General features: G+C 64.1%; 22 protein-coding genes and 1 riboswitch. Of the genes, 14 read left to right on the forward strand and 8 right to left on the reverse strand.

Annotated elements, in window-relative coordinates; translation table 11 throughout:
* Positions 1-86 precede the first annotated feature (86 nt).
* From M0D65_RS30110 to M0D65_RS30120, 3 genes are all read left to right on the forward strand, one after another.
* Complete coding sequence (locus tag M0D65_RS30110) at positions 87-794, forward strand: transposase (protein ID WP_091019694.1); 708 nt, start codon at positions 87-89, stop codon at positions 792-794.
* A gap of 300 nt (positions 795-1,094) precedes the next feature.
* Positions 1,095-5,798 carry a glutamate synthase-related protein gene (locus tag M0D65_RS30115; RefSeq protein ID WP_266255761.1) on the forward strand — a complete coding sequence of 1,568 codons (4,704 nt, stop codon included), beginning with the start codon at positions 1,095-1,097 and terminating at the stop codon, positions 5,796-5,798.
* Positions 5,799-5,896: 98 nt separating this feature from the next.
* Positions 5,897-7,363: a glutamate synthase subunit beta gene (locus M0D65_RS30120; RefSeq protein WP_266255762.1), complete on the forward strand. Its 1,467-nt coding sequence runs from the start codon at positions 5,897-5,899 to the stop codon at positions 7,361-7,363.
* A gap of 148 nt (positions 7,364-7,511) precedes the next feature.
* Here M0D65_RS30120 and M0D65_RS30125 read toward each other — a convergent pair whose 3' ends face one another.
* Positions 7,512-8,780: a D-amino acid dehydrogenase gene (locus M0D65_RS30125; protein WP_266255763.1), complete on the reverse strand. Its 1,269-nt coding sequence runs from the start codon at positions 8,778-8,780 to the stop codon at positions 7,512-7,514.
* Between the two features lie 16 nt (positions 8,781-8,796).
* Positions 8,797-10,056: an MFS transporter gene (locus M0D65_RS30130; protein ID WP_266255765.1), complete on the reverse strand. Its 1,260-nt coding sequence runs from the start codon at positions 10,054-10,056 to the stop codon at positions 8,797-8,799.
* A gap of 303 nt (positions 10,057-10,359) precedes the next feature.
* Here M0D65_RS30130 and M0D65_RS30135 point away from each other — a divergent pair, with 303 nt between their 5' ends.
* A complete protein-coding gene (locus tag M0D65_RS30135) occupies positions 10,360-11,301 on the forward strand; it encodes a tyrosine-protein phosphatase (RefSeq protein ID WP_266255766.1) in 942 nt (313 codons plus the stop codon).
* 227 nt (positions 11,302-11,528) lie between these two features.
* Here the strand turns inward: M0D65_RS30135 and M0D65_RS30140 are convergent, their stop codons facing one another.
* The gene (locus M0D65_RS30140; protein WP_266255767.1) at positions 11,529-12,878 is read right to left on the reverse strand and encodes an ATP-binding protein; all 1,350 of its coding nucleotides are present in this window, start codon (positions 12,876-12,878) and stop codon (positions 11,529-11,531) included.
* Positions 12,875-13,660 carry a response regulator gene (locus tag M0D65_RS30145; RefSeq protein WP_091019711.1) on the reverse strand — a complete coding sequence of 262 codons (786 nt, stop codon included), beginning with the start codon at positions 13,658-13,660 and terminating at the stop codon, positions 12,875-12,877. Before M0D65_RS30145 ends, M0D65_RS30140 begins: the two co-directional genes overlap by 4 nt.
* A 313-nt stretch (positions 13,661-13,973) precedes the next feature.
* Here M0D65_RS30145 and M0D65_RS30150 point away from each other — a divergent pair, with 313 nt between their 5' ends.
* The 4 genes from M0D65_RS30150 to M0D65_RS30165 all read left to right on the forward strand — a co-directional run bounded on the left by M0D65_RS30150 (position 13,974) and on the right by M0D65_RS30165 (position 15,816).
* A complete protein-coding gene (locus M0D65_RS30150; RefSeq protein ID WP_266255768.1) occupies positions 13,974-14,174 on the forward strand; it encodes a hypothetical protein in 201 nt (66 codons plus the stop codon).
* A gap of 76 nt (positions 14,175-14,250) precedes the next feature.
* Entirely contained in the window at positions 14,251-14,394 is a 144-nt protein-coding gene (locus tag M0D65_RS30155; RefSeq protein ID WP_308076824.1) for a DUF6726 family protein, read from the forward strand.
* A 5-nt stretch (positions 14,395-14,399) separates the two neighbouring features.
* Entirely contained in the window at positions 14,400-15,095 is a 696-nt protein-coding gene (locus M0D65_RS30160) for a hypothetical protein (RefSeq protein ID WP_266255769.1), read from the forward strand.
* Positions 15,096-15,147: 52 nt separating this feature from the next.
* Positions 15,148-15,816 carry a flagellar basal body L-ring protein FlgH gene (locus M0D65_RS30165; protein WP_266255770.1) on the forward strand — a complete coding sequence of 223 codons (669 nt, stop codon included), beginning with the start codon at positions 15,148-15,150 and terminating at the stop codon, positions 15,814-15,816.
* 113 nt (positions 15,817-15,929) lie between these two features.
* Here M0D65_RS30165 and M0D65_RS30170 read toward each other — a convergent pair whose 3' ends face one another.
* From M0D65_RS30170 to M0D65_RS30185, 4 genes are all read right to left on the reverse strand, one after another.
* The gene (locus M0D65_RS30170; protein ID WP_091019717.1) at positions 15,930-16,700 is read right to left on the reverse strand and encodes a response regulator; all 771 of its coding nucleotides are present in this window, start codon (positions 16,698-16,700) and stop codon (positions 15,930-15,932) included.
* A 151-nt stretch (positions 16,701-16,851) separates the two neighbouring features.
* The gene (locus tag M0D65_RS30175) at positions 16,852-17,490 is read right to left on the reverse strand and encodes a hypothetical protein (protein ID WP_266255771.1); all 639 of its coding nucleotides are present in this window, start codon (positions 17,488-17,490) and stop codon (positions 16,852-16,854) included.
* A 306-nt stretch (positions 17,491-17,796) separates the two neighbouring features.
* Positions 17,797-18,600, reverse strand: coding sequence for an SDR family NAD(P)-dependent oxidoreductase (locus M0D65_RS30180; protein ID WP_266255773.1), 804 nt, complete (start codon positions 18,598-18,600; stop codon positions 17,797-17,799).
* Positions 18,597-20,348, reverse strand: a complete 1,752-nt coding sequence (locus tag M0D65_RS30185; protein ID WP_266255774.1) for an ABC transporter ATP-binding protein/permease — start codon at positions 20,346-20,348, stop codon at positions 18,597-18,599. The genes M0D65_RS30180 and M0D65_RS30185 overlap by 4 nt, the downstream gene beginning before the upstream one ends.
* 333 nt (positions 20,349-20,681) lie before the next feature.
* Positions 20,682-20,793, forward strand: a riboswitch (TPP riboswitch).
* Between the two features lie 192 nt (positions 20,794-20,985).
* Between M0D65_RS30185 and M0D65_RS30190 the strand changes: the two genes are divergently transcribed.
* The 6 genes from M0D65_RS30190 to mlaE all read left to right on the forward strand — a co-directional run bounded on the left by M0D65_RS30190 (position 20,986) and on the right by mlaE (position 26,041).
* Complete coding sequence (locus M0D65_RS30190; RefSeq protein ID WP_266255775.1) at positions 20,986-22,140, forward strand: FAD-dependent oxidoreductase; 1,155 nt, start codon at positions 20,986-20,988, stop codon at positions 22,138-22,140.
* Between the two features lie 58 nt (positions 22,141-22,198).
* The gene (thiS, locus tag M0D65_RS30195) at positions 22,199-22,396 is read left to right on the forward strand and encodes a sulfur carrier protein ThiS (protein WP_096722996.1); all 198 of its coding nucleotides are present in this window, start codon (positions 22,199-22,201) and stop codon (positions 22,394-22,396) included.
* A 33-nt stretch (positions 22,397-22,429) separates the two neighbouring features.
* Entirely contained in the window at positions 22,430-23,245 is an 816-nt protein-coding gene (locus M0D65_RS30200) for a thiazole synthase (RefSeq protein ID WP_266255776.1), read from the forward strand.
* Positions 23,242-24,360 (forward strand): thiamine phosphate synthase, encoded by a 1,119-nt coding sequence (gene thiE, locus M0D65_RS30205; protein ID WP_266255778.1) that lies wholly within the window; start codon positions 23,242-23,244, stop codon positions 24,358-24,360. Before M0D65_RS30200 ends, thiE begins: the two co-directional genes overlap by 4 nt.
* A 95-nt stretch (positions 24,361-24,455) precedes the next feature.
* Positions 24,456-25,277, forward strand: coding sequence for an ABC transporter ATP-binding protein (locus M0D65_RS30210; RefSeq protein WP_091019725.1), 822 nt, complete (start codon positions 24,456-24,458; stop codon positions 25,275-25,277).
* Positions 25,274-26,041: a lipid asymmetry maintenance ABC transporter permease subunit MlaE gene (gene mlaE, locus M0D65_RS30215; RefSeq protein ID WP_091019727.1), complete on the forward strand. Its 768-nt coding sequence runs from the start codon at positions 25,274-25,276 to the stop codon at positions 26,039-26,041. Before M0D65_RS30210 ends, mlaE begins: the two co-directional genes overlap by 4 nt.
* Positions 26,042-26,070: the final 29 nt, after the last annotated feature.

Below are 26,070 nucleotides of genomic sequence, written 5' to 3' on the forward strand. Positions count from 1 at the left end.
GCTCAGCCGCATTGCGCCGAATCTAGCGCTCAGGCGGTTCTTCGGACCCTCGGGTATATACCAACGCGACTATTGGATAATCCAGCATGGCACGGCTTGCACGTCTTTATGTTCCTGACCAGCCGCAGCACGTGATTCTGCGCGGACTCGACCAGCAGCCCGCATTTGTCGACGACCAGGATTACGAGCTCTTCATCGATTGCCTGAAGGCGGCTTCGCGCGATCACCGGCTGGCGATTCACGCGTATGCGCTGATGCCCGGCGCGGTACAGCTGCTCGTCACCCCCGCCGACGAAGCGAGCCTGCCGAAGGCGATGCAGGCTGTCGGCCGCCGCTATGTGGCGCACTTCAACCGCCGTTATGCACGCCGCGGCACCTTGTGGGAAGGACGCTATCGCGCGACTGTGATCGAGGGCGAGCGCTACTTCCTGCTGGCGAGCCGCGTAGTCGAGCTGTGCCCGGTGCGTACCCAGCTTGTGAGCGCGGCGGAAGACTACCGCTGGTCGAGCTACCGGCATCACATCGGGCTGACGCTCGACAGCCTCATCACCGATCACCCGCTGTACTGGTCGCTCGGCAACACGCCGTTTGAACGGCAGCGCGCGTATCGCGACCTGTGCGAACAACCGCTCGACGAACGCGAAGCCAGCCAGCTCCAGCAAGCCACGCTCAAGGGTTGGGTGCTGGGCGGCGAATCTTATCGCGAGTGGGCGGCGCGGGCGGCCAACCGGCGCGTGTCGCCGCTGCCCCGCGGACGGCCGCGCAAGGTGCGCGAAACGCCGCAAACCCAGTAAGCCGCGCCGGACCGGCGGCGCAAACGAAAGACGGCATCTCCGCATGCCGTTTTCTTTTGCACCGTTTCGATATGGCACCGATTAAAAATCAAAATCATGCACCATCACGATAATAGGTGTCTGATCATCACGTTTTATTTGCTATTCCCTTGATTCGTCGCGTATATTCCGAATTCCGGCGGTTCCCCGGCACACAAAGCTGGAAGCCCGATCGCCCGCGTAGCTGCACACCGGCACAGCGGAAGGCGAAAACAACAAATGGTTAAACGGCCGCCCCGGCCCCTTTCAGACGGTGTCCCCATGAACGACCCCCTGCAACCGACTTCGTCGGTGCCCGCTGCGCAAGGTCTGTACGACCCGCAAAACGAACACGACGCCTGTGGCGTCGGCTTCGTCGCTCATATCAAGGGCAAGAAAAGCCACGAGATCATTCAGCAAGGCCTGAAGATCCTGGAAAACCTCGATCACCGCGGCGCAGTCGGCGCCGATCCGCTAATGGGCGACGGCGCGGGCATCCTGATCCAGATTCCCGATGGCTTCTATCGCGAGGAAATGGCGAAGCAGGGCGTGACGCTGCCGCCGTCCGGCGAATACGGCGTCGGCATGATCTTCCTGCCGAAGGAACACGCATCGCGCCTCGCGTGCGAGCAAGAACTCGAGCGCACCGTGAAGGCGGAAGGCCAGGTCGTGCTGGGCTGGCGCGATGTGCCGGTCGACCACGCCATGCCGATCTCGCCGACGGTGAAGGCGAGCGAGCCGCTGATCCGCCAGATCTTCATCGGTCGCGGCAAGGACATCATGGTGACCGACGCGCTCGAGCGGAAGCTGTACGTGATCCGCAAGACCGCGAGCCACCGTATCCAGGCGCTCAAGCTCAAGCACGGCAAGGAATACTTCGTGCCGTCGTGCTCGGCGCGCACGGTCGTCTACAAGGGGCTGCTGCTGGCCGGCCAGGTTGGCGTGTACTACCGCGACCTGCAGGACGAGCGCGTCGTGTCGGCGCTCGCGCTCGTGCACCAGCGCTTCTCGACCAACACATTCCCGGCCTGGGAACTCGCTCACCCGTACCGGATGATTGCTCACAACGGCGAAATCAACACCGTGAAGGGCAACGTCAACTGGCTGAACGCACGGACCGGCGCGATCGCAAGCCATGTGCTCGGCGACGATCTGCCGAAGCTGTGGCCGCTCATCTATCCGGGCCAGTCGGACACGGCATCGTTTGACAACTGTCTCGAACTGCTCGTGATGGCCGGCTACCCGCTCGTGCACGCGGTGATGATGATGATCCCCGAAGCGTGGGAACAGCACACGCTGATGGACGACAACCGCCGCGCGTTCTACGAATATCACGCCGCGATGATGGAGCCGTGGGACGGCCCCGCCGCGATCGCGTTCACCGACGGTCGTCAGATCGGCGCGACGCTCGACCGTAACGGCCTGCGTCCGGCGCGCTACATCATCACCGACGACGACCTCGTCATCATGGCGTCCGAATCGGGCGTGCTGCCCATCCCCGAGTCGAAGATCGTCAAGAAGTGGCGTCTGCAGCCGGGCAAGATGTTCCTGATCGACATGGAGCACGGCCGCATCATCGACGACAAGGAACTGAAGGACAACCTCGCGAACGCGAAGCCCTACAAGAGCTGGATCGACGCCGTGCGGATCAAGCTCGACGAGATCGAGCCGAAGGCCGAAGACATCGTCACGGAACGCCGCGAAGCCGCTGCGCTGCTCGATCGTCAGCAGGCGTTCGGCTATACGCAGGAAGACCTCAAGTTCCTGATGGCGCCGATGGCGCAGGCGGGCGAGGAAGCGGTCGGCTCGATGGGCAACGACTCGCCGCTCGCGGTGATGTCGAACAAGAACAAGACGCTGTATCACTACTTCAAGCAGCTGTTCGCCCAGGTGACAAACCCGCCGATCGATCCGATCCGCGAGAACATGGTGATGTCACTGGTGTCGTTCGTCGGTCCGAAGCCGAACCTGCTCGACACGAACAACATCAACCCGCCGATGCGGCTCGAAGTGTCGCAGCCGGTGCTCGACTTCAAGGACATCGCGAAGATCCGCGCGATCGATCAATACACAGGCGGAAAATTCAGTTCGTACGAGCTGAACATCTGCTACCCGGTGGCCTGGGGCAAGGAAGGCATCGAGGCGCGTCTCGCGTCCCTGTGCGCCGAAGCCGTCGATGCCGTGAAGTCCGGCTACAACATGCTGATCGTGTCGGACCGCAAGACCGATCGCGACAACGTCGCGATTCCGGCGCTGCTCGCCACGGCCGCGATCCACACGCACCTCGTGCAGCATGGTCTGCGCACGAGCGCGGGCCTCGTTGTCGAAACCGGCTCCGCGCGTGAAACCCATCACTTCGCGCTGCTCGCGGGCTACGGCGCGGAAGCCGTGCACCCGTACCTCGCGCTCGAAACGCTCGCGCAGTTCGCAGCGGGTCTGAAGGGCGACCTGTCGGCGGACAAGGCGATCTACAACTTCACGAAAGCCGTCGGCAAGGGCTTGCAAAAGGTCATGTCGAAGATGGGCATTTCGACCTACATGTCGTACACCGGTGCGCAGATTTTCGAAGCAGTCGGTCTTGCCGAAGAACTGGTCGCGAAGTACTTCAAGGGGACGGCGTCGAAGGTCGGCGGCATTGGTCTGTTCGACGTCGCGGAAGAAGCGATCCGTCTGCATCGCGATGCATTCGGCGACAACCCGGTCCTCGCGACCATGCTCGATGCGGGCGGCGAATACGCGTATCGCGTGCGCGGCGAAGACCATATGTGGACGCCCGATGCGATCGCCAAGCTGCAGCATTCGGCACGCAGCAACTCGTATCAGACGTACAAGGAATACGCGCATCTGATCAACGATCAGACGAAGCGTCACATGACCTTCCGCGGTCTGTTCGAGTTCAAGGTCGATCCGATGAAGGCGATCGCCCTTGACGACGTCGAGTCGGCGAAGGACATCGTCAAGCGCTTCGCAACGGGCGCGATGTCGCTCGGTTCGATCAGCACAGAAGCGCATACGACGCTCGCGATCGCCATGAACCGGATCGGCGGCAAGTCGAACACCGGCGAAGGCGGCGAGGACGAAAACCGCTATCGCAACGAACTGCGCGGTATTCCGATCAAGAACGGCGACACGCTGAAGTCGATCATCGGCGACGAGATCGTGCGCGACATTCCGCTGAAGGACGGTGATTCGCTGCGCTCGAAGATCAAGCAGGTCGCATCGGGCCGTTTCGGTGTGACGGCGCAGTATCTTGCTTCAGCGGACCAGATCCAGATCAAGATGGCGCAGGGCGCGAAGCCCGGCGAAGGCGGTCAGTTGCCGGGCCACAAGGTGTCCGAATACATCGGCAAGCTGCGCTACTCGGTGCCGGGCGTCGGCCTGATTTCGCCGCCGCCGCACCACGACATCTATTCGATCGAAGACCTTGCACAGCTGATTCACGATCTGAAGAACGTGAACCCTGCCGCAAGCATTTCCGTGAAGCTGGTGTCGGAAGTGGGTGTCGGCACGGTCGCTGCCGGTGTCGCGAAGGCGAAGGCCGATCACGTCGTGATCGCCGGTCATGATGGCGGCACCGGCGCGTCGCCGCTATCGTCGCTCAAGCACGCCGGCACGCCGTGGGAACTCGGTCTCGCCGAAACGCAGCAGACGCTGGTGCTGAACCAGTTGCGCGGCCGCATCCGCGTGCAGGCCGACGGTCAGATGAAGACCGGTCGCGACGTCGTGATCGGTGCGCTGCTCGGCGCCGACGAATTCGGCTTTGCGACTGCGCCGCTCGTCGTCGAAGGTTGCATCATGATGCGCAAGTGCCATCTGAACACCTGCCCGGTCGGCGTTGCGACGCAAGACCCGGTGCTGCGCGCGAAATTCCAGGGTCAGCCGGAACACGTCGTCAACTTCTTCTTCTTCATCGCTGAAGAAGTGCGCGAGATCATGGCGCAGCTCGGTATCCGCAAGTTCGACGATCTGATCGGCCGCGCGGACCTGCTCGACATGAAGAAGGGCATCGAGCACTGGAAGGCGAAGGGTCTCGATTTCTCGAAGGTGTTCTATCTGCCGCAGGTTCCGGCCGAGGTTGCGCGTCTGCACGTCGACACGCAGGATCACGGTCTCGAGCGCGCACTCGACCACACGCTGGTCGAGAAGGCGAAAGCCGCACTCGAGAAGGGCGAGCACGTTTCGTTCATCCAGCCGGTGCGCAACGTGAACCGCACGGTCGGCGCGATGTTGTCGGGTCTCGTCGCGAAGAAGTACGGCCACGAAGGTTTGTCCGACGACACGATCCACATCCAGTTGAAGGGCACGGCCGGTCAGAGCTTTGGTGCGTTCCTCGCGAAGGGCATCACGCTCGATCTCGTCGGCGACGGTAACGACTATGTCGGCAAGGGGCTGTCGGGCGGGCGCATCATCATTCGCCCGACCAACGACTTCCGCGGCAAGTCCGAAGAAAACATCATCTGCGGCAACACGGTGATGTACGGCGCGATCGAAGGCGAAGCGTTCTTGCGCGGCGTCGCTGGCGAGCGTTTCTGCGTGCGTAACTCGGGAGCGACGGCGGTAGTCGAAGGCACCGGCGATCACGGTTGCGAATACATGACGGGCGGCACGGTGGTCGTGCTCGGCGAAACCGGGCGCAACTTTGCGGCCGGTATGTCGGGTGGCGTCGCGTATGTGTACGACCCGGACAACACGTTCGCGGGCAAATGCAACAAGGCGATGGTCGCGCTCGATCCGGTGCTGCAGCAAGCCGAACAGGAACGCACCGTCGACCGCGCGTTGTGGCATACCGGCCAGACCGACGAAGCGTTGCTGAAGGGGTTGATCGAGCGTCACTTCCAGTTCACGGGCTCGACGCGCGCGAAGGCGCTGCTCGAAAACTGGGACTCGGCGCGCCGCCAGTTCGTGAAGGTGTTCCCGACGGAATATAAGCGTGCGCTCGGTGAAATGGGCGCGAAGAAGGCCAGCAAGGAAGTACTCGCGGCCTGATCGATTCCACACCGACTATATACATCGCTGATGTGCCGCCGCATTCAATGCGGCGGACACCGCTCCCCTCACTCGATACAGATAGACACGAGAACCACATGGGCAAGGCAACCGGCTTTCTCGAGTTCGAACGCCGCCACGAGGCGTACGAAGCTCCGCTCACACGTGTGAAGCACTACAAGGAATTCGTCGCCGCATTGAGCGACGACGAAGCGAAGATTCAGGGCGCACGTTGCATGGACTGCGGCATTCCGTTTTGCAACAACGGCTGCCCGGTCAACAACATCATCCCGGACTTCAACGACCTGGTGTTCCATCAGGACTGGAAGACGGCGATCGACGTGCTGCATTCCACCAACAATTTCCCCGAGTTCACGGGCCGCATCTGCCCGGCGCCGTGCGAATCGGCGTGCACGCTCGGCATCAACGACGACCCCGTCGGCATCAAGTCGATCGAACACGCGATCATCGACAAGGCGTGGTCCGAAGGCTGGGTAGCGCCGCAGCCGCCGAAGCACAAGACCGGCAAGAAGGTTGCTGTGGTCGGCTCGGGTCCTGCCGGCCTCGCCGCCGCGCAACAACTCGCCCGTGCTGGCCACGACGTGACGGTGTTCGAGAAGAACGACCGGATCGGCGGATTGCTGCGTTATGGCATCCCCGACTTCAAGCTCGAGAAGTGGCTGATCGATCGGCGCATGCGTCAGATGGAAGCGGAAGGCGTGACGTTCCGCCCGAACGTGTTCGTCGGCAAGGATGCACTGCCATCGCACATCGGCAACACCGCGAAGGAAACCGTCACTCCTGAAGAACTGAAAGAGCAGTTCGATGCGATCGTGATTTCCGGCGGTTCGGAAACGCCGCGCGATCTGCCGGTGCCGGGTCGCGAACTCGCCGGCATTCACTACGCGATGGAGTTTCTGCCGCAGCAGAACAAGATCAATGCCGGCGACAAGGTCATTGATCAACTGGTCGCGAAGGGGAAACATGTCGTCGTGATCGGCGGTGGCGATACGGGCTCCGATTGCGTCGGTACGTCGAACCGGCACGGCGCGAAGGGCGTCACGCAGTTCGAACTGCTGCCGCAGCCGCCGGAAGAAGAGCACAAGCCGCTCGTCTGGCCGTACTGGCCGATCAAGCTGCGCACGTCGTCCTCGCACGAGGAAGGCTGCGAGCGTGACTGGGCCGTCGCGACCAAGCGTTTCGAAGGCAAGAACGGCAAGGTCGAAAAGCTGGTGGCGGTGCGTGTCGAATGGAAGGACGGCAAGATGCAGGAAGTGCCGGGTTCCGAGTTCGATATGAAGGCCGATCTGGTGTTGCTCGCGATGGGTTTCACGCAGCCGGTGTCGCCGGTGCTCGAAGCGTTCGGCGTCGACAAGGACGTGCGCGGTAACGTGCGTGCGGCTACCGAAGGCGACAAGGCGTACTACACGTCGGTCGACAAGGTTTTCGCGGCGGGCGATATGCGCCGCGGTCAGTCGCTCGTCGTGTGGGCGATTCGCGAAGGCCGGCAATGTGCGCGTTCGGTCGATGCGTACCTGATGGGACATTCGGACCTGCCGCGCTGAAGCCGAAGCTGAATCTGGCAGCAGCCGTTGCCGCGTTCACGAGTTGCAGGAACAGGTGGAGACGACAGCGTAGTACGAGACAAAACCGGGCGCCCGTGAGGGCGACCCGGTTTTTTTCATGACGCACCCATAAAATAACGACCGAGAATTACGCGCGCCGATAGCGCGCAAGCGTAAGCCCATCGAGATCGATCTCCGGTGTGCGCTGCGTGATCAGATCGGCGACGACGCGCGCGGAGCCGAGCGACATCGCCCAGCCCGTTGAACCGTGTCCGAGATTGATCCACAGGTTGTCGACACCCGATGGCCCGAGCAGTGGTGCGCCATCCGGTGTCATTGGCCGGCGTCCTACCCAGAAGTGCGCGGACGATGGTTTTGCCGCATGCGGAAACCAGTCGTCGAGGACTTTCATCAGCGTATGCAGCGCCTGTTCGCGCAGCGTCGCGCGTGCATTGCCGAGTTCGGCGGTGCCGGCTACGCGCAGGTTGGTACCGAAGCGCGTGATCGCCGTCTTCAGCGATTCGTCCATCAGCGCGGCGCGCGGGGCTTTCTCGTCATCGATAACCGGCAGCGTCGCCGAGTAGCCCTTCACCGGATAGAGCGGCACCTTCACGCCGAGCGGCGCGAGCAGTGCCGCACTGTCGACACCGAGCGCAACCACCACCGCATCCGCCGCCAGCGTCTCGCTGCCGCACGCACTGCCGATGCGCACGCCTCGCACCGCACCACCTTGCACGTCGAGCGCGTTGACGCTGGTCTCGAAGCGAAACCGCACGCCGGCTCTTTCGCACAGCATGCGCAGCTCGCGTGTGAAACGCGCGCAGTCGCCGGCCTCATCGTCCGGCAGATACAGACCGGAAACCGGCGTTTCGCGCGCCCAGCGCAAGCCCGGTTCGATCTGCACGCATTCGGCGGCGCTTACCTCGCGATGCGCGATACCGGCATCGCGCAGCACCGCAAGCGAAGGCTGCGCAAGTTCGACGTCGTAGTCGCTGCGAAAGAGCTGCAGATAACCTTTGCTGCGCCCGTACTCGAACGGATAGCGCGTGCGGAATTCCTGCAGGCACGCGCGGCTGTAGTACGCGACACGCTGCATCCGCTGTTTGTTCACGCGAAACCGCGCGAGATCGCATTCGCGCAGCCAGCGCGCGATCCAGCGCCATTGCGCCGGGTCGAGCGTGAGCCGGAAGATCAGCGGTGAAGCTGGCTTGAACAGATACTTGGCGATCTTCGCGGGCATACCGGGCGCGGCCCACGGCGTGACGTAGCCGGGTGCGATTACTCCCGCGTTGCCGAAGCTCGTCGACAACGCGACATCGACTTCGCGTTCGATGACCGTGACTTCGCAACCCTGTTCGCGCAGGAAGAAGGCTGTCGAGACGCCGATCACGCCACCACCCAGTACGATCGTATGCATAGCGTTGGCGCGTGAATCAGGCGATGGTAGGAGCTTCGGTGAGCGACTTGCCTTTGGTTTCCGGCAGGCACAGTGCCGACACGATGACGAGCAGATAACCGGAACCGGCGACGACCCCCATCGCTTTCACGAGCGTCGTTGTCTGCGACAGCGTACCGACGAGTATCGGGAAGAGCGAGCCGATACCGCGCCCGAGGTTGTAGCAGAAGCCCTGACCCGAGCCGCGGATCGCACTCGGATACAACTCCGACAAATACGCGCCAACGCCGGCGAAGATCCCCTGCACGACGATGCCGAGCGGAAAGCCGAGCAGCAGCATCATGCTGTCGGTGACTGGAAGCATCGTGTAGACCATGCCGAGCACGAACGAACCGATCGCGAACAGCACGAACGACGCGCGCCGGCCGATCCGGTCGCACAGGATCGAGCCGACGATATAGCCGCAGAACGAACCGGTGATCAGCACGACGAGATAACCGCTCGTATTGAACACCGACAGATGCCGTACGGTTTTTAGATAGGTCGGCAGCCATGTCGTGATTGCGTAGTATCCGCCGAGCATACCGGTGCACAACGCGCTGCCGAGCAGCGTGGTTTTCAGATGCGGCAACGAAAAAATCTGCAGGAAATGCGAGGTGTCGAAACCGCTTTCGCGCGCACGTCGGGCGGCTACATAGATATCCGGGTCGCTGACGTTGCGGCGGATGTAGATGATCCACAGTGCGGGCGCGAGACCGATCCAGAAGCATGCGCGCCACGCGAGTTGCTCGGGCAGCAGCGCGAAGAATGCCCAGTACAGGATCGCAGCCGCGCCCCAACCGAACGACCAACTGCTCTGCACGGTACCGACTGCTTTCGCGCGATGCTGCGGCGAGCGGATCGTCTCGGCCATCATGATCGTCACCACCGACCACTCCCCGCCAAAACCGATGCCCTGCAGCGTGCGGGTGGTGAGCAGTTGCCAGAACGAATGCGTGAAGCCGGATAGACACGTGAAGACCGCGAACGTCGCGATAGTCCACTGCAGCACGCGCACACGCCCGTAACGGTCAGCGAGAATGCCGGCGATCCAGCCGCCCAGTGCCGACGAGATCAGCGAACTGGTCGCGATCATGCCCGCTTCGCTTTTCGACATGCCCCATGCGGCGATCAGGGTTGGGATCAGGAACGAGTAGATCATGAAGTCGAACGCATCGACTGCATAACCGCCGAAACCCGCATACAGCGTGCGTCGCTCGCGCGGCGTCAACTCGGTGAACCACTGGAATGATCCCATTCTGTCTCTTCTCCTCCTGTCCCGCGCGGGGGGGCGGCCTGCGCCGGGGTGGTCGGTATTTTACGGCGCGTTATTGTGTGTAAGCCATCTGGAACAAAAAAGAACCGTGCTGTGGCAAGGTTTTGCGGGCAACGAGCGACCGACCCGGCGCACACGGGCGATCCGGCGCAGGAACTTTCCTTACCGTTTGTTGCTCTGTAATCTCGATTTTCACGATTGCCGGTAAACTGCCTGTCGACGTGTGCGCTGCACGCGGCCTTCGACTTCCCTTGCGCACCCGCGCTTACCCCGGACGGCTCGAACATGAATCCCACTGCGACAGCGCGCGCTTTACCCTCCGGCGACCGGCCACAGCCCGGCGCGGCGCGGCGTTCCGCGCAGGTCGACAACGGCCGGCGCACGCTGCTGAAGGGCGCCGCCGGCCTGTTTGCGCTGTCGGGCTTCACGGGCACGCTGCTGGCAGGCTGCGGCGGCGCGGTCGACGCCGACACGTCCACCACGCCGCGCATCGCTTCGGTGGAGAATTTTCGCGATGTGAGCGGCCCGGCCGACGGTTACTCGACCGTCGACGGCGCCCGCGTGCAGCGCGGCCGCTTCTACCGCTCCGGCGCGCTGACGCTCACCGCTTCCGACAAGGCCACGCTCGACACGCTCGGCATCACCGTCGATTACGACCTGCGCACGCCCGCCGAAATCGCCGCCGCCCGCGACGTCGTACCGGTAGGCGCTGCCTATGTGAACTTCAATATCGACGGCACGTCCGAGCCGCCCGCGCTGCTACCCGCCACGTCTACCGATGCCGTCGCGATGATGGAGGCGCAGTGGCGCAGCTTCGTGAGCGGCGAGGCGCAGCGCGCGGGTTTTGGCGCGCTGCTGACGCGGCTCGCCAGCACGACCGGCGCGCAGCTCTTTCACTGCGACGACGGCAAGGACATCACCGGCTGGGTGGCCGCCGTGCTGCTCAGCGTGGCGAACGTGCCGTTCGATGTCGTGATGCAGGACTATCTCCTGACGAATACCTATAACGCGGCATCGACCCAGACGAGCCTCGCAGTGATGCGCATGCAGCGCGGCGAGGCCGCTGCTGCGGCCGCCGCGCCGCTGTATGCCGCGCAGGCGAGCTTCCTGCAGGCTGCCGTCGATCAGGTGCAAGCGAGCTACAGCACGATGAACGGCTATCTGACTGCGGGCCTCGGGCTGTCGCAGGCGACGGTGGCGCGCTTGCGCGCGCGGCTCGTTAGCTGACCTGATCTGACCGGATAGGCGCAGCAAGGCCACGTCCGCAGTCCACCTTTGCCGTCGCGTAAAGCGTCGTAAAGCGTAAAAAAAGGCCCGATTGCCGTGCCGGGCGAATCGGACCGAGGGGAATAGCTCAACGAGCCAGCACCGACTATACGCGCGGCTCCCAGCCTGAATGACCATCGGTAAACCCACGTAAGCAACGCGCGCGGCGACGTAAGAGTCCGCAATTCTCAGGGATAGGCGAGCGCCTTCGTGCGCTCCGGGCGTTCGGGTCGTTCCGCTCGCTCGATCCGGTCCGGCCGCTCAGGTCGAACGTCCTGCGCGACCGGCAACACGATCCTCACCCACAGCCCGCCTTCGGGATGGTTGCCCACATCGCAGCGACCACCGCGATCGTGCGCAAGCCGCGCGACGATCGCCAGACCCAGCCCGCAATGCCCCTCTCCGCCACGCGCTGCATCGAGCCGCACGAACGGTTTCATCGCCGCTGCGATCCGGTCTTCGGCAATGCCCGAGCCGTGATCGTGCACGCTGACAATCCAGTGGCGTCCATCGCGCGAGGTGGCGATGTCGACGGGCGGCGCGCCGTGTTCGAGCGCGTTATCGACGAGATTCGTGATCAGGCGGTCGAGTGTCGTGCGCGGCAGCGTGAAGGCCGGGCCGGCCTGCAGGTCGAGCGAAAAGAGCGGTTCGTCGTCAAGCGATTCACCGGAGGAAAACTGCTCGCGCAGGAACGTATCGACTTCGACTGGCGGCCCGGCATCGGCGGCCTGGCCTGCGAACTCCAGAAACTGCTGCACGATGTTGGTCAGCGAATCGATGTCGCGGATGAAGTCGGCGCGATCGCGCTCCGACGTGAGCACGCTCGCGCGCAGCTTCAGGCGCGTGAGCGGCGCTTTCAGATCGTGGGCGACGCCGGCGAGCATGACCGCCTGATCGTCGTCGGCTTCGTTCAGACGCCGCATCATGCCGTTGAACGAACCGATCAGATCGACGAGTTCGCGCGGTCCCTGTTCGCCGATCGGCTCCGGCCGCGCACCATCGCCGAACGCTCGGGCCGCACCAGCGACGCGCGACAGCGGCCGCTGGATCTGCCAGGCGGCCACCAGCGACAGGATCAGTGCGGCGATCAGCATCGTGCCTGCCGCGAGCAGAAAGCGCGGCGGCGGTGGAATGTCGACCGGCGCGACGATCCACATCGGCTTGTCGGGAAAGCGCACCCAGATGCGCGGCGGGTGCGCATCGTCGGCGACGATCTGGGTGCCGGCCGGCAGGTTGTCGAGCAGATGCTGGCGCAACTCGACGAGCGGCGGCTGGATCGGTGTGCGCAGATGCACGGCGCCCGGCATGTTCCAGGTCGGCACGAGATGCACGCGCAACGCGGGCGCGAGCTCCGCGCCGCTCGACGATTCGCCGTTTGCGGCATGCAGCACGAGCAGCATGCCGCGCGCAAATCCGTCGATCTCATGTCGCGGCGGCTGCCGCACGACCAGCACGAACCAGCCGGCCTGAATCGCGAACAGCACGACCGTCGACATCAACGCCATGCGGCCAAACAGCGTATTCAACGGATTTCTCATGAGCCTGCCGCTGCTTCGTTCGCGTTACGGTCGGGGACGGCGGCACTCGAATCGTTTTCTGCGCCGTCGAGATCCGGGTCCGATGCATCCGGTACAAACACATAGCCGCGGCTGCGCACGGTCTGCACGTAGCGCGGATTCGAAGGATCGTCCTCGATCACGCGACGCAGCCGCCAGATCGGCACATCGAGGCTGCGATCGCGAAACGCGAGGTCGTCGCGGTGGACGAGATCGTGGATCAGTGCGCGCGACAGCACCTTGTACGGATTCGTGCTGAAGATCTTCAGGAGCGCGAACTCGCTGTCGCGCAGCGCGACGCGGGTGCCGTCGTGCAGCAGTGTGCGGGTCGCGTAGTCGAGTTCGAACGGACCGAAGCGATAGCGTTCGCGTACTTCTGGCGCGCTCGAAGTGACCGGGCCGCGTCGACGCAGCACCGCGTGAATGCGCACGAGCAGCTCGCGCGGATCGTAGGGTTTCGTGATGTAGTCGTCGGCGCCGAGCGACAGACCTGCGATGCGGTCGGCCACCGTGCCGCGCGCGGACGCGAAGATCACAGGGATGTCGTCGCCGGCCTCGCGCAACGCGGTGAGCGCGCGCAGCCCGTCGGTCTTCGGCATCATGATGTCGAGCACCACCACCGACGGCCGCTCGCGTTCGAGCCGCCGTTTCAGATGGGTGCCATCGTGCAGCACGGAGACGTCGAGCCCGTTCGCCTGCAGGAACCGGCACAACAGATCGCGCACCACGGAATCGTCGTCGACGATAAGGACCTGTGGATTCATCGTGAAATTTTAGACCGGTCAGCGCCCCGTGCGCGTGACAGCTTTCTTACGGTTACTTACATATCTATGTAAGCGCCGTCCTGCGGGCGTTGCAGCGCGATGGTGTGGGATCGCGCGGTATCGAAACACGACTCGCGAAAGTTTTGGAGCGGCTTCGCAACGCGCAGTAAGCGCCGTGGAAAAGCGCGCGCTGCTTCGCCCATTGCGCAGGTGCTTGCAGCGCGAAGATGCATCTCGCACCACCGTTGATTGCATTCATTCGCGATCGACGGTGCGTTGATCTGTAGATCCCCTTCATTTCGCGAGGTTCATCATGACCAGCCCCGTTAGCACGCATCGTCCAACTTTCCCGCCGCCGACTCGCCCGGCCGCAACGGGCAAAGCCGCCAGCGCCGCTCCGGCACCCGCCGCCAGCAGCGCGCAAGCCTCGACCGAAGCCGCTGGTTCGGCTGCGGCTGCGCAGCCGTCGCTGCCGACCGGTCTGGTCGGTCGTCACGTCGACACCACTGCGTGATGCGGAGCACTGCGTGACGAAAGTGACAAAGTCGACAACCCTCCGATGCGTTGCCCGCGCGACCGCATGGTCGGCAGTGTGCGCGGCGTTGCTGCCGCTCAGCGGCTGCGGCCTCGCGGCGTTGCCGTGTCGCGCGGCGTCGGCGACGCTGAAGATCATTCCTGTAGTCGGGCACGCGGCTGCTACGCCGTTCGACGCGTGCTCATCCGCCATCGACTGAACGAGATGAAACGAGCCTTGCTTGCGAGTGTCGCTGCGCTGGCTGTGTCGACGCTATCGATTGCTGTCAATGCGCAGGGGCCGGCGTTGCCGCCAGGTCGCACGGCAGGCGATGCACGCCTGCGTACCGCCGCGTTGCCGTTCGCTTTTCGCGGCATTCCGCTCGGCGTCTCGCTCGACGTGCTGCGTGCGAACCGCACCGTACGCGCAACGCCGCCCGATAGCGAACTGGTCTGCGAGACCGACGTCAGTGCGGGCGCACTCGGCATGCGTCTGAAGAGCGACGACAGCCTGGTGGTGGCGTGTCGCTGGGCGCATCGCGCGGGCAACGGCTGGCAGATGTCGCGGGCGGTGGTCGACGGTGCGCCCGCGGACGAGCACGTACTGCGTTTTGCGCGTGCCTCCTACGATGCGCCGCTGCGGCTCTTCGAAATTTCGTTTGTGGTCGACGGTGTGACTGCGGAGGATCTGCGCAGTGCGCTCGCGGTGCGTTATGGCGCACCGCGCATGCAGACCGGTAGCACGTCGTCCGGATTGCCGGGGTTGCCGGTCTATGTCTGGGAGAACGCGGTGAGTTCGATCACGCTGTGTCTGTTGCCCGCGACCGGCAACGGTACGTTGACCTATCTGCTGAAAGATCCCGATGCACGGGTGAAGTCAGTCGAGCGGTTGTGGCAGGCCGGCTTGCCCGAAACGGGATGACGGCGAGTTTCATGCACCCGATTCTTTTCGTCACGTCTGCCCCGGAGCAACCATGATTTCCCACCGTATTCTCGTCGCGGCAACAACCGTGGTCTGTGTGGCCGCGTGTTCGAGCGGACCGCACTCGATCGTCGACACACCGATGTATGCGCCGCTTGCTGCCACACCGCTCAACGTCAATACGCAGGGCGCAATCTATCAGGCAGGCAACGCGCTGTCGCTGTACGAGACACCGCGCGCGCAACACATCGGCGATGTGCTGACGATCCGTCTCGCCGAATCGTATAGCGACAACAGCAGCGCAAACGCCTCGGCGAGCCGCGCGAGCAATATCAGCGCACAAGCCGCCGATCAATCGACGAATGCCGCAGCGAAACTCGCAAAGCTGTTCAACGTCGGCTCGGCGAGCACGACGTTCAACGGGCAGGGCAGTGTATCGGATACGTCGGGTATGTCGGGCACGCTGGCGGTGACGGTGATCGGTACGCTGCCGACCGGCAACCTGGTGGTCTCAGGTGAAAAGATCATCGCGATGAACGGCAATCGCGACACGCTGCGGTTGTCGGGTGTGGTCAATCCGAAGGACATCGACATGGGTAACTACGTCGCGTCGAGCAAGGTCGCGAATGCGCGGATCGAGCAGGCGGGAGTGGGGATGCTTGCGGATTCGACGACGATGGGCTGGTTGCAGCGGCTCTTTATGAGCGTGCTGACATTCTGAGTGATAGCGCGGCTTGTAGTTGATCGCTCGACTCGCCGCGCAATTCGGATCGGCTTATAGCAACGCAACCGCGCGCATTCGATTCACGCCCGGTTGCGTTTTGCTACGACACGCTAAGGCCGCGCAGCCTGCGCCGTTTCCGCAACTTCAGGTGTATCCGTATAGCGTTCCGCGAATCCCACTTCACCTTGCGGCACGAACACATAGCCGTGTCCCCACACCGTCTGCACATAACGCGGCTCGGACGGATCGGTTTCGATCAGCCGGCGCAGACGCCAGATCGACACATCGAGACTGCGGTTGCGATACGCGCCGCCGTGACCATAAAGCTTCTCGATGATCTGTGCGCGCGTGAGAATCGTCATCGCGTGATTGACGAACAGCTTGAGGATTGCGAATTCGCTCGAACGCAGTGCAATGCGCTCGTCGTCGCGACGCAGTTCGCGTGCTGGGAAGTTCACTTCGAACGGACCGAAGCGGTACGGCGCACGACTTTCCGGCGCACTCGACACCGGATTGCCGCGGCGCCTGAGCACGGTGCGGATGCGCGCGACCAGTTCGCTCGGATCGAAAGGCTTGCCGAGGTAGTCGTCGGCGCCGAGTTCGAGGCCGATTACGCGATCGATCACGTCGTTGCGCGCGGTCAGCAGGATGACAGGAATGTCGTCTCCGCTTGCGCGCAACGCGCGCAGTGCGCTGATGCCATCCAGCTCCGGCATCATGATGTCGAGTACGACGAGGGCAGGACGTTCGATCTGTAACCGGCGCTGCAGCGCAAGACCATCGTGCAGGACCGATACCGCATAACCTCGCGCCTGCAGATACTCGCGCGTGAGATCGCGGACTACGGAATCGTCGTCGACAAGCAGGATATGTTGGCTCATGGAAGAAATCCTAAGTGATGAAAGGACATGTCGGAAGCACGCAAATCTTTCGCTTTCTTTCTTCGCGGTGTGTGGGCGCATGGGAAGTGCGGCAAAGAGCGCGTATGAAGTGCGGCGCGAACAGACAGAACGCACGCGATAGACGGATGTTTCAATCGATGCGGGCGGCCTGTAACGCAGGCGCGTTCTGGGCGCGCCGGTCGACGACCATGCGCTCGACCAGCCCCGAAAGCTTCGTCGATGCGCTCGAAAAGCGGTCGGTGGCGAGGCCGCGGGTTTCGTAACGCGCGGTCACAACAACGCGGCCGCGCTGCAAAAGTGTCAGATCGATGGTCGACAGATACGGTGTCGATTCGTCGCTGAACGCGCGGCGGCCGTAGTCGATGGCTGCGCTATAGACGAGGCGCGCTTCACAACTGGGCGGCGATGTGCCGGGGCCGTAGAGATCCGATTGCACGCCGCGCTGGGTCAATACCGTTTGCAGTGCGGGGACGAAATCGCCGGTTGTGACGTTCTGGTTCAGCTCGATGCAGATGTGGCTGACTGCGATCGGTGCGCCGTTGACGAAGCTCGGCGACGAGTAGTGCGTCGCGACGGCGAAGCCCGCCTGGATCACGGAGCCGGTGGCGTCGACCGCTGAGATCAAGGTCCATGCGCAGCCGTGCAAGGCGAGCGTTGCGGTGGCGAGTGCAGCGGCCGTTGTGAGGCGCGCTGTGTTTCGGCGGTGGCGCGTGTTCGGTAGAGCGTGTCCGGTTGCGCGATGGCGCAGCGTGATCGAGGCGGTGCGCATGGATCAGCCGTTCAAGTGAAGATGCGCGCTGTCACTGCCGCTGCATGCCGTCGCTTCGGTGCAGCGGCGGCATGTCGATACGCGTTCCGCGGAATAGACGATTGCGGCCGCGAAGGGTCGATGCGTAAAACGATCGTGGGGCATGAGCGACATCCGGTAACGGTGAAGATCGTCGCGGACCGCTATCTACTGCACGGCTCGCACCGCTATCGTCGCTGCTCGATGGAAATTCAAAACGGGGAACACGCTGCGCGCCGGCAAAGTGCTTTCTAGTTATTGCCGCAGGTTTCTGTCTGTTTCAGTTGATCAACCGAGGGTAAGCCCGCCGTCGATATGAATCACTTGCCCCGTGATATGGCGTGCTTCGTCGGACAGCAGGAAGGCGATCAACGCGGCGACATCGTCCGGATCGGCAATGTGACCGAGCGGGGTTGCTTGCGCGGCATGAGCCCATGCGGGCGCATTGTCAGCGCTCGGGCCGCGATCTTTGCGCGTGTAGCCGGGTGCCACGCAATTGACCGTGACGCCATGCGGCGCGAGTTCGGCCGCAGCGGTTTTCGCCAGCGATTCGATTGCGGCTTTCGCCGCCGCAGTCGCTGCGAACGGCGCGTCCTGCCGATAGCGATGCGCGACAAACGAACTGAGCGCGATCACGCGGCCGTGCTCCGATGTTTTCAACGCGGGCGTTGCGCGTCTGACGAGCGCGGCGAATGCCGAGGGCATGGCCGCGAACGATTCGACAAGCGTGTGCGCATCGAGTGCAGCGAGTGTCTGACGCTGTGCATGACCGGCGTTCGCGACCAGATGATCGAGTGCACCGAACGCAGCGAGCGTCTGATGCACGATGTGGTCGGCGGCACCAGGTTCGGCAAGATCGCCGAACACTGTTGCGCAGGTCGCACCGTGCGCGGTGCAACTGGCGGCGACGGCTTCGAGCCGGTCGCGCGCCTCGGAATCCGCGCCGCGTGCGTGCAGCATCAAGGCGAGCTGTGTAGCCGTACCAGGTGTTGCATCGAGCGCTGAGTGACGTGTGGCAAGCCGACGCGCAAGTGCGGCGCCGATGCCGGAGCCGGCACCGGTGATCAACACGACGCGGCGTGTCGCGCTCATGCGGCGGCGGGCTCCGCGCTGCGTTCGACGTTGAGCGTTTCCTCATGGAACGCAGCCAGCGACTCACGATGCGCGACGCTGATGATGGCCGCCTTCGGCAGCCGCTCGATGAACAGGTGATAGAGGCGTGCCTCGTTGTCGGTATCGAGTGCGCTGGTCGCTTCGTCGAGGAACAGATAGTCGGGTTTGTGCAGCAGGACACGCGCTGCCGCAAGCCGTTGCTGCTCGCCGGGCGAGAGCACGCGAGCCCAGTGCGCGGATTCCTCGAGACGGCCTGTGTAGTCCGCGAGATGGCAAGCCTGCAGCGCTTCGATGTATTCGTTGTTGGTGTACGTCTCCGCCGACGACGGATAGGCGAGCGCGGCCTTTAGCGTGCCGATCGGCATATAGCTTTGTTGCGGAATGAACATCATGCGCGCACTGACCGGCGCATCGATCGAGCCGTTACCGAATGGCCACAGTCCGGCGAGTGCACGCATCAAGGTGCTCTTGCCGGCCCCGGACGCGCCGCGTACCAACCAGCGCGAACCGGGCTGGATCGAGATGTCGCGTATCTGCGAGAGCGGGGCGCCACTCGGCAGGGAGAGCGAGAGACCGTCCGTGGTGAGCCTGTCCTCGTCCACGTAGTGCAGGTTGATGCCGCCATGAGCGGTGGCCGGCGACGTTGCTTCTTTCAGATGCGACGCGTGGACGACACGTTTGAATTCGCGCAGACGGTTCACCGTAGCGCGCCAGTCGACGAGGCTGCCGTAACTGTTGATAAACCACGAGAACGAATCGCTGACCGTGCCGAACGAGTTCTGAATCTGCATCAGCACGCCGAACGTAAATGCACCCGCGAAGTAGCGCGGCGATGCCACGACGATCGGAAAGATAATCGCGATCTGGCCGTAGAAGCTAAGCACGAAGCTCAGGCGCTTCGTGTACTTCATCACACGCCACCAGTTATCGCGAATGCGCTGGAAGACACTTCCCGCTGTGGCCCGTTCAGTTGCTTCACCATCGTAAAACGCGATTTGCTCGGCGTTTTCGCGCACGCGGATCAGGCCGAAGCGGAAGTCCGCCTCAACCTTCTGCTGCTGGTAGGTGATCGAAACCAGTGGGTGCCCGAGCTTGTGTATCAGGTACGAGCCACCTAGCGCGTAGAGTGCTGCGACCCACACCATATAGCCGGGAATGACGATGGGCATGCCGCCTAGCGTGATGCTCAGCGCGCCGGCCAATCCCCAAAGGATGGTGACGAACGAAATGAGCGTGACGACTGTTGAGAGCAGGTCAAGCGATAGGGTAAGCGTGCTGGTTGCAAATGACTGCAGGTCGTCGCTAATACGCTGGTCGGGGTTGTCGGCGAGCCGGTCGCGCTCGATCCGGTAGAAGGCGCTGTTACCGAGCCACTCTTCGAGGTACCGTTGCGTCAGCCATTGGCGCCAGCGGAAGCCGAGCATCTGGCGCAGGTATCGACCGTACACGAACAGGATGATCATCGCGAACACGATGAGCGTGAAGACGACTACGAGGTGCGGGAAGTTGTGAACATCCTTGGCCTGCAAGGCGTTATAGAACTCGCCGTTCCAGGTGTTGAACTTCACGTTCAACCAGACGTTGGCGAGGTTGATCGCAACGATCGTAACCAGCAGCCCCCAGGCGATCTTCCATTCTTCAGAGACCCAGTACGGCTTGATCAGACTCCACGCGGAGACTTTATCGTCGGGCTCTAGCGTGGGTGTAGGGGAAGTGTTGGGCGTCATGACCATCCTGGGAGAAATGCTGGCTCGTCTGGGACCGGCGCACGATGGCTGGACCCTGATGGCTCAGTCCGTAGCGAGTTGGCGCCACGGCGAAATTGTGATTGCGACCCGGGTACCGACCCCGTGCCGCGACCGCCCGATTCTGGCCCGACCCACTTAAACGAGTCTTAACGGATCCTGGCGGCCCGGGGCCGGCCCGCGCTGCGTTGACGGCATTGTGCCAGAGCACCCCAGCTCGCCGTATTTCCCTGCGCAAGCCACCACAGGCAGGCTGGACAGCCGGCCGCAGCCCCCCGGTTTGCGGGCCTCCGGCCTTTTATGGTCTAATGGCCGCTGACGAAACAGGGGTGCTTTGCGCGCGGGCGACACGCTGCGGCCAGGCTGAGAGAGACCCTTCGCACCCGATCCGGGTAATACCGGCGCGGGAAGTTTCCGGAAGTTCTGATGTCTTCCATTTCTCCGCCGGACGGCACCGTCATGGGTGCGTGGTCCGGCCGGCTTCGCCCGCCGGTTTCGTCCTTGGGTACGTGCGCTTCCTGCCGTACGGAAAGGATTCGATGACCGCTTATTCTTCAGTTTTTTGCGTTGTCTGTCCGCACGTCTGCGGATGGGCGCCGTCGCGTCCGGCTCGCGCGCGATGAATACCGCTACCCAACCTAAACCGGATTTCGCCGTGATCGGCGGTGGGCTGTGCGGGCGGCTCGTCGCGTGGCGTCTGGCCGGCGCCGGGCATCGCGTGGCGTTGTACGAACGCGGCGATGCAGCGGGCACGCAGGCGGCTGCCTGGGTCGCCGCCGCGATGCTCGCGCCGCTCGCCGAAGCCGCCAGCGCGGAACTGCTGATTACGCAACTGGGCGCCGCATCGCTCGATGCATGGCCGCGGTTGCTCGCCGAATTGCCGGAGCCGGTGTTCTTTCAGCGCAATGGCTCGCTCATCGTGTGGCATCACGCGGATCGCACGGAAGCTTCACTGTTCGAACGCCGAGTGCGTGCGAACGCGCCGGCCGAGTGGCTCGACAGCGGCTTCGTCGCGCTGTCCGGCGCGCAGATCGACGCCGCCGAGCCCGCGTTGACCGGCCGCTTCACGAAAGGCTGGCTGTTGCCGCGCGAAGGGCAGCTCGACAATCGCCAGGTGCTCGCCGCACTTGCGGCGGGGCTCGCGGCTCGCGGCGTCGAGCTGCACTGGAACACCCACATCGACGATCGCGCGATGCCCGCTGCACACGTCACGATCGATTGTCGCGGCCTTGGCGCAAAACCGGTTCTGCCGACGCTGCGCGGTATCCGCGGTGAAGTTGCGCGAGTACACGCGCCTGGCATCGATCTCACGCGCCCGGTGCGCCTGCTGCATCCTCGCTACCCGCTCTATATCGCGCCGAAGCAGGACGACTGCTATGTGATCGGTGCAACCGAAGTGGAAGGCGAAGACATGTCGCCGGTCAGTGTGCGCTCGGCGCTCGAATTGCTGAGTGCGGCGTTTTCGGTGCATCCGGGTTTCGGCGAAGCGCGCATTCTCGAACTCAACGCACATTGCCGCCCGACCATGCCAGACCATCGTCCGGCGCTGGTCTGGAACGGCGCACAGACGTTGCGTGTGAACGGCCTGTACCGGCACGGTTACATGATCGCGCCGGAAGTCGCGGACGAAGCGGTGCGCTTTGCCGCCGCACTGCTCGAGCGCCGCGTCGCCGATGTCGACGCGTTTGCGACCTGGCGGCGCGACGCGCGCTGGAGCGAGCTGTTCCACCTCGACTCGCTGAACCAGCCGGACCCGGCGCGCGAGCCGGCGTGACCGAAGCCGCCTCACGCGAACCACGAAAGAAACGGAAGAAACGCTTTTGACGAACCCCATGAACATCCATATCAACCAGAAACCGCTGACGCTGCCCGACGGCGCCACCGTCGCCGATGCGCTTGCCGCATGGGGCGCGCGGCCGCCGTTCGCGGTTGCGCTGAACGGCGATTTCGTCGCGCGTACGCAGCATGCGGCGCGCGCGCTGCAACCGGGCGACCGGCTCGACGTCGTGCAACCGGTCGCCGGCGGCTGAGCCGCGGCACACCGTCAGACGCAAGGATTCCCCATGACTTCTCCCGCTCCTGCCGATCCCCTGCGCCTCTACGGCGAAACGTTCGCGAGCCGCGTGCTGCTCGGCACGTCGCGCTATCCGTCGCTGCAGTCGCTGTCCGACTCGATCGCCGCGGCGCAGCCAGGCATGGTCACCGTCGCGCTACGTCGTCAGATGAACGAAGGCGGCGCCGAGGCGGGCTTCTTCGACCTGCTCAAGCGCCACAGCGTGCCGCTGCTGCCGAACACGGCCGGCTGCCAGAGCGTCGCCGAAGCGGTGACGACCGCGCACATGGCGCGCGAAATCTTCGCCACCGACTGGATCAAGCTCGAACTGATCGGCGACGACTACACGCTGCAACCCGATCCGATCGGGCTGATCGAGGCGGCCGCCCAACTGGTGAAGGAAGGCTTCAAGGTGCTGCCGTACTGCACTGAAGATCTCGTGATCGGCAGACGCTTGCTCGATGTGGGCTGCGAGGCGCTGATGCCGTGGGGCGCGCCGATCGGCACCGGCAAGGGCGTCATCAATCCGTACGGGTTGCGCGTGCTGCGTGAGCGGCTGCCCGACGTACCGCTGATCGTCGACGCCGGGCTCGGTGTGCCCTCGCACGCGTGCCAGGTGATGGAGTGGGGCTTCGACGGCGTGCTGCTGAACACGGCGGTATCGCAGGCCACCCATCCGCCGGCGATGGCGCGAGCTTTCGCGCTGGCCGCCGAGGCGGGCCGCGCCGCTTACGTTGCCGGGCCGATGGCCGAGCGCGAGGCGGCCGAGGCGAGCACGCCGGTGGTCGGTATGCCGTTCTGGCATCACGACGGGAGCGCCGCGTGACGCAGACTTTGCCGCTGCCCGGCGACCGTTTCTGGCCGCCCGCCGACGAACTCACCGAAGCCGCCGAGCGCATCCGCGCGCGGCTCGGCGACTGGCCGCCGACCCACGCGCCATGGCGCATCTGCCTGACTCCACCCGACGATGCGAACGGCGGCGATCTGATCGTTGCTGCCGGCGCGCGCCCAGACGGCGCGCAACTCGCGCGCTGGCTCGTGCAGGGCGCGGGCGTCATCGAGGCTGCGCCGGGCCGCGCAACGCTCCATCTGGGCGGCGAGCGCTATCCGCTGGAATCGCTCGAAGGCGCGTTGCCCGAAGACTGGATCCCCGCGCTGGCCGCGTTCCTCGATTGCGGGTTTGCGCCGCATGACGCACTGGTGCTGGCACTGGCCTGGCGCGACGGCGACGAAAAGCGCGCCGCGGATGCCTGGCCGACCGATCTCGCGCGCTTTCCGCGTGTCGTCGGGTTGCCGCCTGCGCCGGCGCAGCCGTTTCCGCGTTGCCCCGAGCGGCTGGGCCTCTACCCGGTGTTGCCGGACGCCAACTGGGTCGAGCGGGTGCTGGGGTTCGGCGTGAAGACCATCCAGTTGCGCCACAAGTCCGCCACGGCCGGACAGTTGAGCGCCGAACTGGCACAGGACATCGCGCGCTGTGTCGCCGCCGGGCGGCGGCACGATGCGCAGGTGTTCATCAACGATCACTGGCAGGCCGCCATCGACGCGGGCGCCTACGGCGTCCACCTGGGCCAGGAAGATCTCCATACCGCCGACCTGCAAGCGCTGAGCGCCGCCGGCGTGCGCCTCGGCCTGTCGAGCCACGGCTACTACGAAGTCCTCGTCGCACTGCATTTCCGGCCCAGCTACGTCGCCTGCGGCGCCATCTTCGCGACCGCGACCAAGGCGCTGCCCACCGAACCGCAGGGCCTCGCGCGCCTCGCGCGCTACGTCCAGCTGCTGGACGGCGTGGTGCCGCTGGTGGCGATTGGCGGGATCGACGGCGATGTGTTGCCCGACGTACTGGCGACAGGCGTCGGCTGCGCGGCCGTGGTCCGCGCTGTCACCGAAGCACCCGACGTCGCCGCCGCGGTTTCTGCACTGCAACAGGTGTTTACGCAATAATCGTCGGACTTCTGCGGCACCTAGCCGGGGCGTCACGACAGTTTTTTCATGATGGCCCTATAATTCGGCCTTCGTGTAAATGGACTGTCAGCTACGTGCCTTCCACCTCTGAGCCCCTTCTCGAACTGCGCGACGTCGATTTCGGCTATGGCGACCGCCTTGTCCTGTCGAACCTGAACCTGCGTTTCCCGCGCGGTCAGGTGGTGGCGGTCATGGGCGGCTCCGGTTGCGGGAAGACGACCGTGCTGCGGTTGATCGGCGGTCTCGTGAAGGCGAAGCGCGGCCAGGTGCTGTTCCAGGGGCAGGACATCGGCACGCAGTCGCGCGACGCGCTGTACACGTTACGCCGCAAGATGGGCATGCTGTTCCAGTTCGGCGCGCTCTTCACCGACATGTCGGTGTTCGAAAACGTCGCGTTCGCGTTGCGCGAACACACAGATCTCCCCGAAGAACTGCTGCGCGACCTCGTGCTGATGAAACTCAATGCGGTCGGCCTGCGCGGCGCACGCGATCTCGCACCGTCGGAGATTTCCGGCGGCATGGCGCGGCGTGTGGCGCTGGCCCGCGCCATCGCACTCGACCCGGAGCTGATGATGTACGACGAGCCGTTCGCCGGGCTCGACCCGATCTCGCTCGGCATCACAGCGAACCTGATCCGCACGCTGAACCAGGCGCTCGGCGCGACCTCGATCCTGGTCACGCACGACGTGCCCGAATCGTTCGCGATTGCCGACTACGTCTATTTCCTCGCGAACGGCGGCGTGCACGCGGAAGGCACGCCGGAGCAGCTGCGCGCATCGACGGATGCGACGGTGCGCCAGTTTATCGACGGTGCGCCCGACGGTCCGTTCAAGTTCCACTACCCGGGCAGCGCGTCGCTGGCCGCAGACTTTGGTATCGACGGGGGGCGGGCATGATCAGCACCATTGGACGTTCGGTGCTCGACGGGCTGGCCGGCGCGGGTTACGCCGCGCGGATGTTCGTTCGTCTTGTATTCGAATTCTTTGCGCTGCTGCGGCGCCCGCGGCTTGTCACGAAGCAGATCCATTTCGTCGGCAACTATTCGCTGGTGATCATTGCCGTGTCGGGGCTGTTCGTCGGCTTCGTGCTCGGCTTGCAAGGCTATTACACGCTGAACCGTTACGGCTCCGAGCAGGCGCTCGGGCTGCTGGTTGCGCTGTCGCTGGTGCGCGAACTCGGGCCGGTGGTGACCGCGCTGCTGTTCGCGGGCCGCGCGGGCACGTCGCTCACCGCCGAGATCGGTCTGATGAAGGCCGGCGAGCAACTCACGGCGATGGAAATGATGGCCGTCGATCCTTTGAAGGTCGTCATCGCGCCGCGCCTGTGGGCCGGCATCATTGCGATGCCGATTCTCGCGGCGATTTTCAGCGCGGTCGGGATCATCGGCGGCTATGTGGTCGGCGTGCTGATGATCGGCGTCGACTCAGGCGCGTTCTGGTCGCAGATGCAAGGCGGCGTCGACGTCTGGAGCGACGTCGGCAATGGCGTGTTCAAGAGTATTGTGTTCGGCTTTGCCGTGACCTTCATTGCGCTGTACCAGGGTTACGAGGCGAAGCCGACCCCGGAAGGCGTATCGCGTGCGACGACGAAGACGGTGGTGTATGCATCGCTTGCAGTGCTCGGTCTCGACTTCCTCCTGACCGCGCTGATGTTCAGCTAAGACCCGCGCGTCGCGCACCCGACGTACGG

Source organism: Paraburkholderia sp. CHISQ3 (assembly GCF_030464945.1).
Lineage (GTDB): Bacteria > Pseudomonadota > Gammaproteobacteria > Burkholderiales > Burkholderiaceae > Paraburkholderia > Paraburkholderia megapolitana.

Excerpts from the sequence above, each read along its gene's own strand:
- M0D65_RS30160 (WP_266255769.1), top strand. The coding sequence starts at position 14,400 with ATGAAACGAGCCTTGCTTGCGAGTGTCGCTGCGCTGGCTGTGTCGACG.
- M0D65_RS30135 (WP_266255766.1), top strand. The coding sequence starts at position 10,360 with ATGAATCCCACTGCGACAGCGCGCGCTTTACCCTCCGGCGACCGGCCA.
- mlaE (WP_091019727.1), top strand. The coding sequence starts at position 25,274 with ATGATCAGCACCATTGGACGTTCGGTGCTCGACGGGCTGGCCGGCGCG.
- M0D65_RS30180 (WP_266255773.1), bottom strand. The coding sequence starts at position 18,600 with ATGAGCGCGACACGCCGCGTCGTGTTGATCACCGGTGCCGGCTCCGGC.
- M0D65_RS30185 (WP_266255774.1), bottom strand. The coding sequence starts at position 20,348 with ATGACGCCCAACACTTCCCCTACACCCACGCTAGAGCCCGACGATAAA.
- M0D65_RS30110 (WP_091019694.1), top strand. The coding sequence starts at position 87 with ATGGCACGGCTTGCACGTCTTTATGTTCCTGACCAGCCGCAGCACGTG.
- M0D65_RS30140 (WP_266255767.1), bottom strand. The coding sequence starts at position 12,878 with ATGAGAAATCCGTTGAATACGCTGTTTGGCCGCATGGCGTTGATGTCG.
- M0D65_RS30120 (WP_266255762.1), top strand. The coding sequence starts at position 5,897 with ATGGGCAAGGCAACCGGCTTTCTCGAGTTCGAACGCCGCCACGAGGCG.
- M0D65_RS30150 (WP_266255768.1), top strand. The coding sequence starts at position 13,974 with ATGACCAGCCCCGTTAGCACGCATCGTCCAACTTTCCCGCCGCCGACT.
- M0D65_RS30125 (WP_266255763.1), bottom strand. The coding sequence starts at position 8,780 with ATGCATACGATCGTACTGGGTGGTGGCGTGATCGGCGTCTCGACAGCC.
- M0D65_RS30190 (WP_266255775.1), top strand. The coding sequence starts at position 20,986 with ATGAATACCGCTACCCAACCTAAACCGGATTTCGCCGTGATCGGCGGT.
- M0D65_RS30165 (WP_266255770.1), top strand. The coding sequence starts at position 15,148 with ATGATTTCCCACCGTATTCTCGTCGCGGCAACAACCGTGGTCTGTGTG.
- M0D65_RS30170 (WP_091019717.1), bottom strand. The coding sequence starts at position 16,700 with ATGAGCCAACATATCCTGCTTGTCGACGACGATTCCGTAGTCCGCGAT.
- M0D65_RS30200 (WP_266255776.1), top strand. The coding sequence starts at position 22,430 with ATGACTTCTCCCGCTCCTGCCGATCCCCTGCGCCTCTACGGCGAAACG.
- M0D65_RS30115 (WP_266255761.1), top strand. The coding sequence starts at position 1,095 with ATGAACGACCCCCTGCAACCGACTTCGTCGGTGCCCGCTGCGCAAGGT.
- thiS (WP_096722996.1), top strand. The coding sequence starts at position 22,199 with ATGAACATCCATATCAACCAGAAACCGCTGACGCTGCCCGACGGCGCC.
- M0D65_RS30130 (WP_266255765.1), bottom strand. The coding sequence starts at position 10,056 with ATGGGATCATTCCAGTGGTTCACCGAGTTGACGCCGCGCGAGCGACGC.
- M0D65_RS30145 (WP_091019711.1), bottom strand. The coding sequence starts at position 13,660 with ATGAATCCACAGGTCCTTATCGTCGACGACGATTCCGTGGTGCGCGAT.
- M0D65_RS30175 (WP_266255771.1), bottom strand. The coding sequence starts at position 17,490 with ATGCGCACCGCCTCGATCACGCTGCGCCATCGCGCAACCGGACACGCT.